The following is a 16,259-nucleotide window of genomic DNA, read 5'->3' on the forward strand; positions in this document are numbered from 1 at the left end:
AGTTTTACCTGAAAATATGTGAAAACTAAAGAACCGCCGTATACCGAACGGTACGTACGGTGGTGTGGGAGGTCGGTAGATAAGATAATTATCTACCTCCTACCCGATTGATAGGAAAATGCATCAAAATGTTCATATCACTGGGATTTAACAATTATTTTAGATTGCCGGATCTTTGCGGTTTTACTTATAATACAACCAGCAACATAATTTTTGCGTAGGTAAAAAAGGAGGAGAATATGGTGAGAAAATTACTGAAACGTGCGGGAGTATGTTTACTCAGCCTTTCTATGGTCTTGACGGGGAATGTCGGGATCAGCGGGGCAAGTACATCTTCCCGGAAAGGGGCAGCAGTGGAAACAAAAACGGGAAGCATTGTGATTGATGGCAATGATATCAAGGCAGACAATGTGAATGGACTTACGTATAAGGGATTTGGTATGCTTAGTGCCAATTCTACAAGTGATCTGTTGATGGATTACAAATCACAGAATCCGGAGGCATATGCAAAATTAATGCAGTATTTATTCGGAGGCGAGTACCCGATTTTACACATGTGAAATTGGAAATGGGTAATGATCGCAACAACTCGACCGGATCAGAGAGTGCTACCAAGAGAACAAAGGGCGAGAAAGCCAATGTGCTTCGTAATCCTGGCTGGCAGCTGGCAGCAGATGCTAAGAAGATCAATCCGAATTTGAAGGTCAGTATTCTGACTTGGCGTACACCCTCTTGGGTGAAAACAGATGAAGATAAGTATATCTGGTATAAACAGAGTATTTTGGATGCTTATGAGAAATATGGCTATATGGTAGACTATATTAATCCAAATACGAACGAAGAATGGGGTGGTGCAGGCGATGTTGCTTACACTAAGAAATTTGCCAAGTGGATCGCGGCGGAAAGCACTAAGACGATCGCGGATGAGAAAGCACTTGCTTTATTCAAAAAGATTAAGCTTGTTGTATCCGACGAGGCAAATGTTGTCAGCAGCGATGTTGCCAACAAGTTAAAGGATGACAAGGAGTTTATGAACGCAGTGGATGTTGTCGGATACCATTATAAGACAGCGGATGATGAAAATAATGCGATGAAGTGGCTGGCAGAGGAAGTGGACAAGGAAGTATGGAACAGCGAGGAGCAGGCAACGTTCTCAAATTCAGCGTTCCGTCCATCTACGACAGATAAAGCGCCAACGGTAGAGGGTACTGGTATCGGTGGCTCCGGCAGTGCATTGGAAATGGGCAATACCGTGATCAAGAGCTTTGTCGAGTCACGTCGTGGTCATGTGATCTATCAGCCTGTGATCGGTTCTTATTATGAAGGCGCACAGTACTCCTTTAAGGAGTTAGTAAGTGCCAGAGATCCTTGGTCAGGATGGATGCATTATGATGCCGGATTGTTGATTTTGGCACATATCAGCAAGTTTGCAGTGACCGGCTGGGAAAATGAAACAAATACTGCCGGCATTTGGCGTAGTGTTGCATCGGCCAGCAAGGCATCTGCTGTACAAGGAACAACCAGCAATGCAGTTGACGGCCGTGGCGGTGGAGAAAACTATATGACTCTGGCAGCACCGACGAAAGATAATTTCTCAACGGTGATCGTTAATGACAGTGAGTATCCAATGACATATACACTGCAGACGAAGAATATGAAGTTGAAAGCAGACCGGAAGTTAGAACTTTGGGAGACGAGAGCAGCAGACGAGGGTGCATTTAATGAAAATTATATGAAATGTATTCAGGAATTATCTGCGGACAGCATGGTGTATATTCCTTTGCGGTAAAACCAAATTCTGCAGTTACGGTTACCTCTTTAGATGTTTCAGACAGCAAAGAACATACAGAAGCAATGCCGGTAGAGGGTGAGCGTACCGTACTTGACACAGATGCAACCGGAGACGTTCAGAACACAGAGGATGGCTATCTGTATGCGGATGATTTTGAGTATACCGGCAAGACCGTTCCTGTTCTTGATGGCAAAGGCGGCTTTACCGGAGAGAAGGAAGATTACATTGCATCACGTGGTGGAGAAAAAGGTGCGATGGCACGCTATACCCATACGTTGAATGGTGCTTTTGAGGTCTATAAGAGTGGCACCGGCAATCATGTGCTTCGCCAGCAGTTGGATAAGAAGTCAACAGGTGTCGGAAGTGCTTGGAATAACGGAGATCCTGTCACGTTAGTGGGAGACTACCGCTGGACGAATTATACGGCAGCTATTGATGTATTATTTGAGCGTGCAGCAGATAAGCAGTATGCGCAGATTGGTATCAGACAGACCGGAAGAACACACAATCTTTCGAACAATGCAGGATATTCTTTGAAAGTTAATGATGATGGAAGCTGGATACTGTATCGTGCGAAAATGGGTTCTACATCTTCTAAGGGTACAGAGCTTGCGTCCGGTTCGGTAGATGCAAGTCAGGTAACACCGGGAACTTGGTTCCAGCTCAAACTCCGTGGCGAGGGTAATGTGATCAAAGCATATATCAACGATACTTTAGTCGCAACATATGAGGACAGCAATCCGATCACTTCAGGACGTGTTGCGATCGGCTGCGGTAATTCCTACACAAGATTTGACAGTCTGGCAGTAACGAAGATCAAAGGATATGCGCCATATTACAGAGAATATATTGACAATATGGAAACCTATGATCTGACACCACAGAAAAATGCAAAATTGGTATATAACAACAAGTGGTCTCGTACTTGTGCAAATCAGGGAATGTTTGTATATCAGAGAAGTGTTTCCAATAGTACGGGCACAGGCGCATCCATTACGTATACCTTTAACGGAACCGGTTTGGAAGTGTTAGGATACAATAAATCCACAGGAGGAACCGTGAATGTGATGGTAGATGGACAGTCCTACAAGAAAGATGACGCATTGTGGAATGCAGATAATATGTGTACTGCATATCAGGTGAGTGGACTGGAAGATGGTGAACATACTGTAACGATCGAGGTTGCAAGCGGCAGTCTTGCCGTGGATGCAATTGCAGTGATCGGCTCCATTTACAATAGTGATGAGATTAATGTGACTCCAAAGAAAGGCACAGAAACCGGTCTGCCGGAAGAAGAACTTCCAAAAGATCTGACAGAGGATGTTGTACCGGATATCAGCACTCCGTCACCAAGTCCTGCAGCCCCGACAACGACACCAACAACGAAGCCGCAGCCAATCAAAACACCGTCTGTCCGCAAAGGATATTCTTTTAAGGTAAAGGGAGCATCTTATGTTGTGACAAATGCATCCAAGAAGACGGTCAGCTACCGCAAGGCAGCCAATAAAAAGATCAAATCTGCAGCAATACCGGCGACGGTAAAAGTAAAAGCGAATGGCGTCGTATATTCCTTCCGCGTTACGAATATTTCTGCAAAAGCATTTGCCGGATGCACCAAATTAAAGAAAGTAATCATTGGCAAGAATGTTGTTTCCATCGGAAAGGAGGCATTTTCCAAGGCTAAGGCACTCAAAAAGATAACGATCAAGACAACCACATTGAAAAAAGTGGGCAAAAATGCGATCAAGGGCATTTACAAAAAAGCGAAGATATCCTGTGGCAAGAAAAAGCTGAAAGCATACAAGAAGCTGTTTAATGCCAAGACCGGATATAAGAAATCGATGAAACCGACCAAATAATTTATGCAGTAAATTGACCAAAGAAAACGGGAGCTGTGTCGTCCATGTTTGACGAACAGCCCTGTTTTTTGGTATAATCATTCAAATAGACAGATTTGACGAAATACACGAAAGAGGGAAAGGAGCAGATCCTATGTTAGAATCAGTATGGGAACGGCTGCGGGCGTTTGGCTGTAAGCAGACGGAGCATATTTTGTACTGGATCAGCATATGGTGTGTTCTTGGTGTGGGGCTTGTATATATTGCAGCATTTTATATTGCGCATGTAACCGGTAACGACCAGTTATTGCAATGCAAAATGAAGCTGTATTTTGGAATCCCCTGCCCGGGCTGTGGTGGAACAAGAGCAATATGGTCTCTGTTACATGGAAGAGTACTGCAGGCAGTATATTACAATGCATTTGCGGTATATGGTGCAGTATGGTATCTATTGTTTTTTATCAGTCAGACTGTGCAGCGTGTGGCGGCTCGTTTTGACAGGCAGATCAACGGAATGAAATTTCGGGATGCAGCGTTGTATATCGCCATCGTGGTGCTGATCGTGCAGTATTTGTTAAAGCTGTTTGTTCCGGGCTATCGAATATAGCTTAGAAATGCAATGTAGAGACATGGGTGCTTTTGCTAAGGGGACTTCTATTAGCAGGGCGTTATGTCATACAATGTAGAGGTAGTACATATACAAAGTTGAGGAGGATTACAATGGATAACAATCAAAATGAAAATCAGGGTTTCCAAAATGGCAATGCAGGAAATGACTCACAGGGGTGGACGAACACTAACAATGGCAGTTATCAGAATGGCGACTATCAGAATGGCGGCTATCAGAATGGCGGCTATCAGAATGGCGGTTATCAAAATAACAGCTACCAGAACAATGGATATAATGGCCAGCCACAGTATAATTATCAGGGAAATAATTCGCCGGGAAGAGGATATTCCATTGCGTGTCTGATATTAGGTATTTGTGGTATCGTATTTTGCTTTTGCTATGGCATTGTTGGAGTTATCTGCAGTATTGTTGCATTAGTGCTTCATGGTAAGGCAGTAGAGTTAGATGGATTTGAGAGCAGCTACGCTAAGGCTGGTAAGATCTGTGCGATCATCGGAATTGTGATCGGTGTTATTTATCTTATCCTGACCATCCTTGCTGTTGTATTCAGCATGTCAGTTGGCGGATTATCAACAATACTTCGCGCATAAGGAATCTTTAAGTAAAGAAATTTTGAATTATGTAAGAGAGTACCAAAGACAATTGTTGGACGGTACTCTCTTTTTGTTTTGATTGGAGAGTAAGATGTGAACAGTTTTTGAATTATGAAATCTGAATAAAAAAGATTGTTCGAATTTTAATGATTTTATACAATAAATGGGTGCATAATACTAGCAAAATCGGTATTTTGCAGAGATTCGTCAAATGTCAGATATTAGCAGATTTTTGTGTGTTTTGTATGTTTTTCACAAAAATTCACAAAAAATTCAAAAAAATACTTGTAAATTTGTTCATGTTGTTATATAATCATCTTACGAAAACGATTTAGTAAAACGATTTCGTAAACGTAACTTGAAAATGTTCATAAAGTTATGAACAGCATATTGATATTTCTACTGCAGGTCATTGCAGTAAAAATATAGAAGCAAACAATTTCTTATTAGAGGAGGTTTTTTTATGAGAAAGAAACTTTTAAGCGTGCTGTTATGTACAGCAATGGCAGCAACCATGTTGACTGGTTGCGGCGGCAGTGACACTAAGAAGGATTCATCAAAAGAAGCTAAAAAAGTTACAGTTTCTGACGGTGGAAAAGTTCTTAACATCCGTGTATGGAACGAGGAGTTCAAGAGCCGTATGACAGATCACTATCCGGGATATAAGAAGGTTAGTGATACAGAAGGTAAGATTGGCGACGTTACAGTTAAGTGGACGATCACACCATCTGATGATAATGCATATCAGAATGCATTGGATGAAGCTCTTAAGAAGCAGGATTCTGCATCAGCTGATGACAAGATCGATCTTTTCCTTGTTGAGGCAGATTACGCATTGAAGTATGTAGATACAGACTACACACTGGATGTTGTAAATGATCTTGGCGTATCCAAAGATGCACTTGCTAACCAGTACAAGTACACACAGGATATCGTAACAAATTCTAAAGGAGCGTTAAAGGGTGCTTCCTGGCAGGCTTGCCCGGCAGGTATGATCTACAGACGCGACATTGCTAAGAAAGTATTCAAGACAGATGATCCTGAGAAGATTCAGGAGCTGTTCAAAGATTGGGATTCTTTCAAAGCAGCATCTAAGAAGTTAAAAGACGCTGGATACCTTACAACAGCATCTGTAAACGATACATATCGTGTATTCTCTAACAACGTAACATCTAAGTGGGTAGAGAATAAGAAGATCAACGTAGATGAGAACATCAAGGCATGGGTAGATATGTCTAAGGAAATGGTAGACAACGGCGAGACTACAACACATGAGTTGTGGGGATCTGACTGGAGCGAAGGCTTCATGAAGAGCGGTAACGTATTCGCTTACTTTGGACCAGCTTGGTTCATCGACTTCTCTATGGGTTACAAAGATGGTAAAGCACTTGATGGTTCTGTAGTTAAAGATGGTGGTTGGGCACTTACAACCGGTCCTCAGAACTTCTATTGGGGCGGTACTTGGATCTGTGGTGCTAACGGCACAGACAACAAGAGCCTTGTAAAAGACATCATCGAGAAGATGACAACAGACGAGAGCGTATTGAAAGACATTGTTAGCAAAGACAATGACTACGCTAACAACAGCAAGTTGATGGATTCCTTAAAGGATGACAAGAGCTCGGTGATAAGGCACTCGGTGGACAGAATCCAATTCCGATCTTCTCCGCAGGTGTTGGCAGCATCGACATGAGCAATATATCTTCATATGATCAGACATGTGCTGAGGAGTTCCAGGCAGCAATGAAGGATTACTTCGATGGCAATACAAAGGATTATGATACTGCATTGCAGACATTCATCGATAAAGTTAAGACAAAACATCCTGAGATCGAGGGATAATTGTTACAAACATTGTTAAGTAAACTGGTTTAGGAATGTGCCTGCTTACATTTGTAGGCAGGCACTTTTTTTGAAAATAAGGGGAGGGTAACACTTATGAGTAAACCCAAAAAAGGAAGAGTGGAAAAGCATAATAAGTGGGGCTACATTTTTTTAATCCCGTTCATTCTTACATATGTTATTTTCCAGTTAATCCCACTTATCAGCACGATTTATAATAGTTTTTTCGAAAATTATAGCATGGGCTTAATACAGGTGGGACCAAATTATATCGGCTTAGAAAACTATGCTTCGCTTTTTGAAAGCGGCAAGTTATTGATTTATTTGAAAAACACAATGATAATGTGGGTGTTGGGATTTGTACCGCAGATCTTATTATCACTTCTGCTTGGTGCATGGTTCTCAGACACACGATTAAAATTGAAAGCATCCGGTTTTTTCAAAACCGTTATTTATTTACCAAACTTGATCATGGCGTCAGCGTTTGCAATGTTATTCTTCGCATTGTTCTCTGACAACGGCCCGGTAAATGCAATTTTATTACACGCCGGTCTGATCAAAGAGAAGTATTCTTTCCTTTCTCATGCAGGAAGTGCAAGAGGATTGGTTGGATTTATGAACTTCTTGATGTGGTTTGGTAATACCACGATTCTGTTAATGGCAGGTATGATGGGTATAGACCCGGCATTGTTTGAGGCTGCCGAAGTTGATGGAGCGACATCGACACAGGTATTTTTCCGAATCACGATGCCGTTGTTGCGTCCAATCTTAGTATACGTTTTGATCACATCTTTGATCGGTGGTTTACAGATGTTCGATGTACCACAGATCTTGACAAACGGTACCGGTGGACCAACAGATACAACGATGACATTGATCATGTATTTGAACAAACAGCTATACAGTAAGAACTACGGTATGGGTGGTGCGTTATCCGTTCTGCTCTTCATCGTAACGGGTATATTGAGTTTGATCGTGTTCAAAGCATTTGCACAGAAAAAGGAGGCATAATTCATGGATGAAAGAAAAAGTTCAGGAATAGGAATACATGCCAGAAGGGTTCTTGCATATATTGTTTTGATATTCATTTCGATATTGTGCCTGTTTTGGTTTTATGTATTGTTTGTTAACGCAACAAGATCACATGCACAGATTCAGTTAGGATTCTCTGCTTTGCCGAGTGGAGAGTTTATGAACAACTGGGTACATTTGATGCACAGTTCACAGCCGGTTTGGAATGGTTTGTTTAACAGTGTTATTATCGCTGCTTTTAGTGCGATTTTGACAACATACTTTTCTTGTATGACGGCATATGCAATTCATGTATACAATTTCAAGTTGAAGAATGTTATGTTCACCTTCATCTTGATGATCATGATGATTCCTACACAGGTAACTGCACTTGGTTTTTACCGTTTAATGATGGATTGGAACCTGATGGATTCCTTTATCCCATTGATTGTTCCAGCCATAGCAGCACCGGTAGTATTCTTCTATATGAAACAGTACATGGATTCTTCCCTTCCATTGGAGATCGTAGAAGCATCTCGAATCGATGGTGCGGGCGAGTTTAAGACATTCAATATGATGATTCTTCCGATTATGAAACCTGCGATTGCGGTTCAGGCAATCTTCGCATTTGTTCAGAGCTGGAACAACTACTTCATTCCATCATTGCTCTTGACAGAAAATAAAAAGAAGACATTGCCTATCTTGATCGCACAGTTACGTAGTGCGGACTTCCTGAAGAAGGATATGGGTCAGGTGTATATGATGATTGCCTTCTCAATTTTCCCGGTAATCGTTGTATATCTGCTCCTTTCTAAACATATCGTACAGGGTGTGGCACTTGGTAGTGTGAAAGGGTAGAAAGTTTGTAAATACAATTCTTAAAGTGAAGGTTGAACAATACATATCCAAAATATGGATTATAGTATTGACGAATTGAAAAAATCATGGTATATATTATATAAATAGTGTGTTACTTGATTTGAATGAAATTGAGGCACTAACTATACATAAATCACAGGTAATTTATGTTAGTTGATGCCTTTTTCTTTTGCATATTATATAGTTAGCCGCGGATACTATCGGTGAGTGTGTACTTGCTGTTATGCGAGAGAGATATGCCAAACTGCATAAATACAGGAAGAAAGGATGGATGAAAGATGAAAGACAAAATTTTTGAAGTGCTGCAGCGAATTGGAAGAAGTTTTATGCTCCCAATCGCGATCTTACCGGTTGCCGGTCTGCTTCTTGGACTGGGTAGTTCGTTTACGAACGAGACAACGATTGCAACGTATCATTTAGGTGGTATATTGGGGAATGGAACGATATTGCATGCGCTGCTTGTGATCATGAACAAGGTCGGAAGTGCCGTGTTTGATAACCTGCCATTGTTATTTGCTGTAGGTGTCGCAATCGGAATGGCCAAAAAAGAAAAAGAAGTGGCAGCGTTATCTGCGGTGATCGCATTTTTCGTTATGAATATCTCGATCAATGCTATGCTGAATATTAATGGCAAGATCTTGGAAGATGGGTCCATTGCGAAAAATGTGTTAGAGGGAACCATAGCCTCTGTCTGTGGAATTAATACATTGCAGATGGGTGTATTTGGTGGTATTATCGTTGGTCTTGGTGTAGCTGCATTACACAATCGCTTTCATAAGATCATATTGCCGAATGCGTTATCATTCTTTGCGGGATCAAGATTTGTTCCGATCATTTCCACTATAACGTATATGTTTGTCGGTATTATTTTGTATTATATATGGCCGGTTGTGCAAAATGGAATTTATGCACTTGGTGGATTGGTGACAGGAAGCGGTTATATGGGAACACTGATCTTTGGTGTTGTCAAAAGAGCATTGATACCATTTGGATTGCATCATGTGTTTTATATGCCATTTTGGCAGACTGCTGTTGGCGGAACCGCTGATGTGGCAGGACACATGGTTCAGGGTGGACAAAATATTTTCTTCGCTCAGCTTGCAGATTCTGCACACATTTCACACTTCAGTGCAGATGCAACAAGATATTTCTCGGGTGAATTCATTTTCATGATCTTTGGTCTGCCAGGCGCAGCTCTTGCAATGTATCGCACTGCGAAGCCGGAGAAAAAGAAGCAGGTAGGAGGCTTGCTATTTTCAGCGGCCCTCACATCTATGTTGACAGGTATTACTGAGCCGATTGAATTTTCATTTTTGTTTGTTGCACCGATTTTGTTTGCAGTGCAAGTTGTATTGGCCGGTGCTGCATATATGATCGCTCATATATTAAATATCGCTGTGGGTCTTACTTTCTCGGGCGGATTTTTGGATCTGTTCCTGTTTGGTATTTTACAGGGAAATGATAAGACAAGCTGGCTTCGTATCATTCCGGTAGGAATCATTTATTTTATTCTTTATTATGTGATTTTTTCTTTCTTGATCAAAAAATTGAATTTAAAAACGCCTGGTCGAGAGGATGATACACAGGAAGTGAAATTATATACGAAGGCAGATGTTAATGCTAAACGTTCCGCAAAGGGGGATGATGGAAATATATCATCGGAGGATACACTTAGTGAAATGATCACGAGAGGTCTTGGCGGTAAGAACAACATTGATAGTGTTGACTGCTGTGCGACCCGCCTTCGTTGTACTGTTGCAAGTGCAGATTTGGTTGATGATGTTCTGCTTAAATCGACAGGAGCCAGTGGAGTGATCCATAAAGGAAATGGAGTCCAGATCATATATGGACCAAATGTTACCGTGATCAAGTCTAATTTGGAAGAGTATCTTGAAACAGCACCGGATATTATATATACTAATGATAATGAGAGTTGTTCAGAGTCAGATGATGCCACGCAGAGTCAGGAAATTAAAGGAAGTGTAGTAAAAACCGTTATTGTGTCCAGTCCGATCACAGGTGTTGCAGCAGATCTGTCTACGGCACCGGATGAAGCTTTTGCGGATCGGATGATGGGTGATGGTGCGGTTGTAACCCCAACGGATGCGATCGTTAAGGCACCGGAAGATGGAGAGGTTGCGTTTGTGTTTGATACCAAGCATGCGATTGGATTTACGACAGATTCCGGTTTGAGCTTATTGATACACGTTGGTATAGACACAGTAAAATTGGATGGTAAAGGATTTGAAGTGTTTGTCGAGAATGGTCAGCAGGTCAAGAAGGGTGATCCGCTGATGAAACTGGATATTGCTTATCTGAAAGAGCACGCACCGTCAATCGTATCTCCGGTACTGTGTACGGAACTAGAGGATAACCAAAAGGTACGTTTATTAAGGGAGGGAGAAATAAAATCAGGAGAGGAGTTATTCGCTGTTGATTTTTATGAGGAATAATTATGTATAGAGTGACAAAGGTGTTAAATCATAACGCTGTACTTGACGATAAATGAAAAATAGGATAATATAATTTATTGCCGTGGATAAATGTTATTTATGCATGGGTTCATACAGACAGTTCATTTGTACCATCCTGTCTATAAATAAAACTCGGACTGCATGAAACAGAGATTGTTTTTGGGCAGACCGTAGGTCTGCCTTTTTATTTTGCTTTATAGGAAATTGGAGGGAATGCATGTATCAATTGACGACAGAACATAGTTTTGACTCGGCACATTTTCTTGCCGGATACGATGGAAAATGCGGTAATTTGCATGGACATCGTTGGAGAGTACTGCTGACGGTGCAGTCAGAGACGCTAAGAGAAGACCAGCAGCAAAAAGGCATGTGTGTTGATTTTGCGGAGTTAAAAAAAGATTTGCGGACGGAATTGGATGCGTTGGATCATGTGCTGATCATTGAACAGGGCTCTTTGCGTGAGAGTACGATGAAAGCATTGCAGGAAGAAAAATTTCAGGTGGTTGAGATGCCGTTTCGACCAACCGCCGAAAATTTTGCCAGATATTTTTATGAATTGTTTACATTGAAAGGTTATCCGGTGGCGAAAGTAGAAGTATATGAGACACCGAATAACAGTGCAGTTTACTTTGTTTAAAACGATGCGAGAGGTGACAGTGCAGCCTGCTTTGTCTGAAGCGATGCGAGAGGTGACAGTGCCGCTTGCTTTGTCTGAAGCGATGCGAGAGGTGACAGTGCAGCTCGCTTGGTCTAAAACTATGCGAGAGATGGCATCGTGGAGAAGTTATGCATGACAGGCTGCAGGCCGGGAAAGGAATGTAAGAGTTAGTATGGCAGATTTTGAAGTGGTAGAAATCTTTGAAAGCATTAATGGGGAAGGACGATTTGCCGGAGAGTTATCTAATTTTGTGCGGCTAAAGGGATGTAACTTGCGCTGTACGTATTGTGATACAGCTTGGGCCTATGAAGCAGATGCGCCACGTACGGTGATGACGGAAGAGGAAATCTGTGAGCGTCTGCTGCAATCAGGGATCAGTCGGGTGACACTTACCGGTGGTGAACCGATGATTGCAAAAAATATTGATGTATTGTTAGAAAGGCTGTCTCGAGAAGAGAGTTTAGAGGTGGAGATCGAGACAAATGGCAGTGTTTCATTAACAGCGTTTCGTCAAATGAAGCGGCCACCGTCATTTACGATAGACTACAAATTGGCGGGAAGCGGCATGGAAACAAAGATGTGTATGGATAATTTTGCAGAGGTTGTAAAGCAGGATACGGTGAAGTTTGTTGTGTCCGGACGGAGTGATCTGGAAAGGGCCTATGAGGTGACGAGAGAGTATCATCTGGATCAGCGCTGCATGGTAATATTAAGTCCGGTATTTGGCAGGATCGAACCGGCTGAAATGGTTGATTTTCTTCGTGAAAAACGATGGAATGGAGTACGGCTTCAATTGCAGTTGCACAAGTTTATCTGGGATCCGGATAAACGTGGAGTTTAAGAAAGGAAGATGGCATTATGGCAATAGATACAGAAGCGATTAAGGTGCATGTTCGAGGTATATTGGAAGCATTGGGAGATGATCCGGATCGTGAAGGATTAAAAGAAACACCGGATCGTGTGGCTCGCATGTATGAAGAAGTGTTTGAGGGAATGAACTATACAAATCATGAGATTGCGCAAATGTTTAATAAAACATTTACCGATCGTATGGAATTTGGATCGGCTTCCAGAGATATGGTGATCGTTCGGGATATTGATATTTTTAGTTATTGTGAACACCATCTTGCTCTAATGTATGATATGAAAGTGACCGTTGCGTATATTCCAAAGGAAAAGGTGATCGGACTTAGCAAGATCGCACGTATTGCGGATATGGTGGCAAAACGCCTTCAGCTGCAGGAACGCATTGGTACGGATATTGCAGATATTATGCAGGAGATCTTGGAAAGTGAAGATGTGGCGGTTGTGATCGAGGGTACACATAGCTGCATGACAGCCAGGGGAATCAAAAAGAATGCAGCGACGACGAAGACCTTTACACTTCGTGGACAGTTTCAGGAAGATCAGAGCTTACAGATGAGACTTTTGTCATAGAGAAAGCAGTAGAAAATCAATAAAAGGCCTATAATAAAAACTTTAGGCTTGACATGATAGGAAGGAAAGAGTGTTATGAGCAAAGCAATGGTTTTATTTAGCGGCGGCGTAGACAGTACAACCTGTCTGGGGCTTGCAATCGAAAAATATGGTAAAGAAAACGTGATCGCATTGTCGATCTCTTATGGACAGAAACACAAAAAAGAAGTGGAAGCAGCACGCAGCATTGCTGCATATTATGGAATAGAACTTTTGTCTTTAGATCTGCAAAAGATCTTTACGTACAGTGATTGTTCTTTATTAGAACAGTCTGATGCAGAAGTTCCCAAAGAAAGCTATGCGGAGCAATTAAAGGAAACTTCCGGCAAGCCGGTATCTACTTATGTCCCTTTCCGTAATGGTTTGTTTTTGGCGAGTGCAGCGAGCATTGCTCTGTCGAAAAACTGTGAAGTGATCTATTATGGAGCGCATGCAGATGATGCGGCAGGTAACGCTTATCCGGATTGCAGCAGTGCCTTTAACGATGCAATGGGACAGGCAATTTATTTGGGAAGTGGCAATCAGGTACGTATCGAGGCTCCGTTTGTCAATTGGACTAAGGCTAAAGTGGTCGGAGAGGGACTTCGTTTGAAGGTGCCTTATGAACTTACGTGGAGTTGTTATGAGGGTGGTGACAAGCCTTGTGGTGTGTGTGGCACGTGTCGTGACCGCGCAGAAGCCTTTCGCGCCAATGGCGTTTTGGATCCGGCACTGCACTAAAGGAGAGGCAGGAGAGCTTAGATCACGGTATTGATCGGTAAGGTGGCATAAGGATGCTGCAACAGAGGGAGGAAATGCAATGAGAGAACAGGAAAAGAGTATTACATTATTAGGAAACCAGGGGACGAAATATCCACAGGATTATGCACCGGAAGTTTTAGAAACATTTGTGAATAAGCATCCGGATAATGATTATTTTGTCAAATTTAATTGTCCGGAATTTACCAGTTTATGTCCGATCACAGGGCAGCCGGATTTTGCAACGATCACGATATCGTACGTACCAGGAGAACGAATGGTAGAGAGCAAATCCTTAAAATTATATTTGTTTAGTTTTCGCAATCATGGTGACTTCCATGAAGACTGCGTCAATGTTATCATGAAAGATCTCATTAAATTAATGGATCCGAAGTATATTGAAGTATGGGGCAAGTTTACACCACGTGGAGGAATTTCTATCGATCCATATTGCAATTATGGACGCCCTGATACCAAATGGGAACAAATGGCAGAAAAAAGAACGTTGTGGCACGATATGTACCCGGAAAAAATTGACAATCGATAATTCTATCCTTTACAGAAAAGGTTTTGCGGTATATACTTATACAGCAAATATATTATGACAGAAGAAAGAAGAGAGTAGAAGAAAGTATGAAAGTAAAAGATTATTTCAAAGAGCATAAGTGGATTATTCCGGTGGCAATAGCAGCAGGCGTACTTATTATAACAGCGATCGTGATCGCAGTATATTCGAGTGGACACTTTGCCAGAGGAACAAAGGTCAATGGGATTGACGTTTCCGGTATGAGTGTGAAACAGCTTCAGAAGCGGATCGGAGAATATTCCATTAATGTCAAAGAACGCAAGATTGATGAGAAATCCAGAGATGAAAGTTTTTTTGAGGAAACGATCAAAGGAAGTGACATCGGATTGGCAGTCGGCGATGCGCAGCCATTATATGATATATTGAAAGGCCAGGGATTCATAAAGTTTTTTGCCGGAGACAAGAAAGATTACGAGATCAGTCATACACTGTCATATGATAAGGATCTTCTTGCGAAGGAAGTGTCGGCCTTAAAGGGGGCATCTGCCACAGACGGTACGGAAGCGGTGAGCGCTTCGATTGCCGAGTATACAGAGGGAAAAGGTTATGAGATCGTTTCGGAGCAGCAGGGAGATATTTTGGATGAGCAGGCAACCTGTGAGGCGATTGAAAAGGCAGTTGCATCATTGAAGGAATCTGTTGATCTAAGCAAGGAAAAAGCATATAAAAAGCCGGAGTTCACCAGCGAAAGTGATGTCTTAAAAGATGCTGTAGAAACATTAAATCGTTATGTTAGTACAGAGATTACATATAAATTTGGTGATGATACTGTTGTATTAGATGGTACGCGTATCAATAAGTGGATCAAGATCAAAAAGGACAACACAGTAAAGCTTCGTCGCAATAAGGTGGAGAAGTTTGTACAGGAACTTCATCGTAAATATGATACCGTATTTACCAATCGTAAGTTTAAGACCGCGTACGGTGATACAGTGACTGTATACGGTGGAGATTATGGCTGGTGGATGAATACAGTCAAGGAAACAGATAAACTGGTTAAATTGATCCAAAAAGGTGCTGTCAAAGAGCGTACACCGGAATATCGTCAAACAGCGGTCAGCTACGGTGACAAAGACTACGGTGATACCTATGCAGAAGTGGATCTGAGTGGTCAGCACGTGTTTGTGGTCAAAAATGGAAAAGTTGTATTTGATACTGCGTGTGTAACGGGAAATGAATCGCAGGGACATGCAACACCGGCAGGTACATATGGAATTACTTACAAGCAGCGCAATGCTACATTGCGTGGAGAAAATTATGAGACACCGGTAAGTTACTGGATGCCGTTTAATGGAGGCATTGGTTTTCATGATGCGTATTGGAGAAGTCGTTTTGGTGGCACTTTATACCGTACCGGCGGTTCTCATGGATGCGTAAATCTTCCGCCATCATCAGCCAAGAAGATTTACAGCTTGGTCGAGCAGGGAACTCCGGTTATCTGTTATCATCGATCCGGAAGTTCCTCGAAGACAACGACAGATTCATCTACTAAACCGTCAGTAACGAAAAAGCCGACAGTAACGAAGAAGCCAAAGGTAACAAAGAAGCCAAAGCTGGCGAAGAAACCAAAAGCAACGAAGAAACCAAAGCTGGCGAAGAAACCAAAGGCAAAAAAGAAGCCAAAGCTGGCGAAACAACCGGAGACAACCAAAAAGCCGGAAACGTCGGAGGATGAAGAATAAAATAACGAAAGGGTCAATGATAGTGATCCTATATGATTGCGGTACAGTGATGTCTGTTG

At 42.0% G+C, this 16,259-nt stretch carries 15 protein-coding genes and 1 pseudogene; all 16 read left to right on the plus strand.

All coding sequences use genetic code 11. The annotated features are described in order from the left end of the window. The first annotated feature begins 473 nt into the window (after nt 1-473). Nucleotides 474-1,789, plus strand: a pseudogene (locus DW981_RS00845) (hypothetical protein). After that, nucleotides 1,738-3,651, plus strand: coding sequence for a leucine-rich repeat protein (locus DW981_RS00850; RefSeq protein ID WP_118506435.1), 1,914 nt, complete (start codon nt 1,738-1,740; stop codon nt 3,649-3,651). Before DW981_RS00845 ends, DW981_RS00850 begins: the two are co-directional and overlap by 52 nt. A 133-nt stretch (nt 3,652-3,784) precedes the next feature. After that, on the plus strand, nt 3,785-4,237 hold the full coding sequence (locus tag DW981_RS15315; RefSeq protein WP_207663976.1) for a DUF2752 domain-containing protein: 453 nt from the start codon (nt 3,785-3,787) through the stop codon (nt 4,235-4,237). Between the two features lie 113 nt (nt 4,238-4,350). Next, a complete protein-coding gene (locus DW981_RS00860) occupies nt 4,351-4,851 on the plus strand; it encodes a hypothetical protein (protein WP_022024895.1) in 501 nt (166 codons plus the stop codon). A 466-nt stretch (nt 4,852-5,317) separates the two neighbouring features. After that, the gene (locus DW981_RS00870; protein WP_347474474.1) at nt 5,318-6,547 is read left to right on the plus strand and encodes a carbohydrate ABC transporter substrate-binding protein; all 1,230 of its coding nucleotides are present in this window, start codon (nt 5,318-5,320) and stop codon (nt 6,545-6,547) included. Beyond that, on the plus strand, nt 6,544-6,696 hold the full coding sequence (locus DW981_RS16005) for a hypothetical protein (protein ID WP_347474475.1): 153 nt from the start codon (nt 6,544-6,546) through the stop codon (nt 6,694-6,696). Before DW981_RS00870 ends, DW981_RS16005 begins: the two co-directional genes overlap by 4 nt. A gap of 96 nt (nt 6,697-6,792) precedes the next feature. Then, a complete protein-coding gene (locus DW981_RS00875) occupies nt 6,793-7,707 on the plus strand; it encodes a sugar ABC transporter permease (protein WP_118506437.1) in 915 nt (304 codons plus the stop codon). A 3-nt stretch (nt 7,708-7,710) separates the two neighbouring features. Beyond that, nucleotides 7,711-8,565, plus strand: coding sequence for a carbohydrate ABC transporter permease (locus DW981_RS00880; RefSeq protein ID WP_118506438.1), 855 nt, complete (start codon nt 7,711-7,713; stop codon nt 8,563-8,565). Between the two features lie 299 nt (nt 8,566-8,864). Continuing rightward, nucleotides 8,865-11,039 (plus strand): PTS transporter subunit IIABC, encoded by a 2,175-nt coding sequence (locus tag DW981_RS00885; protein WP_118506439.1) that lies wholly within the window; start codon nt 8,865-8,867, stop codon nt 11,037-11,039. Between the two features lie 238 nt (nt 11,040-11,277). Next, nucleotides 11,278-11,697 carry a 6-carboxytetrahydropterin synthase gene (locus tag DW981_RS00890; RefSeq protein ID WP_022024890.1) on the plus strand — a complete coding sequence of 140 codons (420 nt, stop codon included), beginning with the start codon at nt 11,278-11,280 and terminating at the stop codon, nt 11,695-11,697. Beyond that, complete coding sequence (locus DW981_RS14930) at nt 11,690-11,854, plus strand: hypothetical protein (protein WP_182434061.1); 165 nt, start codon at nt 11,690-11,692, stop codon at nt 11,852-11,854. Before DW981_RS00890 ends, DW981_RS14930 begins: the two co-directional genes overlap by 8 nt. Nucleotides 11,855-11,890: 36 nt before the next feature. Beyond that, nucleotides 11,891-12,559, plus strand: coding sequence for a putative 7-carboxy-7-deazaguanine synthase QueE (queE, locus tag DW981_RS00895; RefSeq protein WP_118506440.1), 669 nt, complete (start codon nt 11,891-11,893; stop codon nt 12,557-12,559). Nucleotides 12,560-12,576: 17 nt separating this feature from the next. Beyond that, nucleotides 12,577-13,155 (plus strand): GTP cyclohydrolase I FolE, encoded by a 579-nt coding sequence (gene folE / locus DW981_RS00900; protein ID WP_022024888.1) that lies wholly within the window; start codon nt 12,577-12,579, stop codon nt 13,153-13,155. 75 nt (nt 13,156-13,230) lie between these two features. Next, complete coding sequence (gene queC / locus DW981_RS00905) at nt 13,231-13,914, plus strand: 7-cyano-7-deazaguanine synthase QueC (RefSeq protein ID WP_118506441.1); 684 nt, start codon at nt 13,231-13,233, stop codon at nt 13,912-13,914. Nucleotides 13,915-13,993: 79 nt separating this feature from the next. Next, nucleotides 13,994-14,479: a preQ(1) synthase gene (gene queF / locus DW981_RS00910; protein WP_118506442.1), complete on the plus strand. Its 486-nt coding sequence runs from the start codon at nt 13,994-13,996 to the stop codon at nt 14,477-14,479. A gap of 86 nt (nt 14,480-14,565) precedes the next feature. Next, nucleotides 14,566-16,200 carry a L,D-transpeptidase family protein gene (locus DW981_RS00915; protein WP_118506443.1) on the plus strand — a complete coding sequence of 545 codons (1,635 nt, stop codon included), beginning with the start codon at nt 14,566-14,568 and terminating at the stop codon, nt 16,198-16,200. The last annotated feature ends 59 nt before the right edge of the window (nt 16,201-16,259 follow it).

It is taken from the genome of Clostridium sp. AM49-4BH (assembly GCF_003478335.1).
Taxonomy (GTDB): Bacteria; Bacillota; Clostridia; order Lachnospirales; family Lachnospiraceae; genus Butyribacter.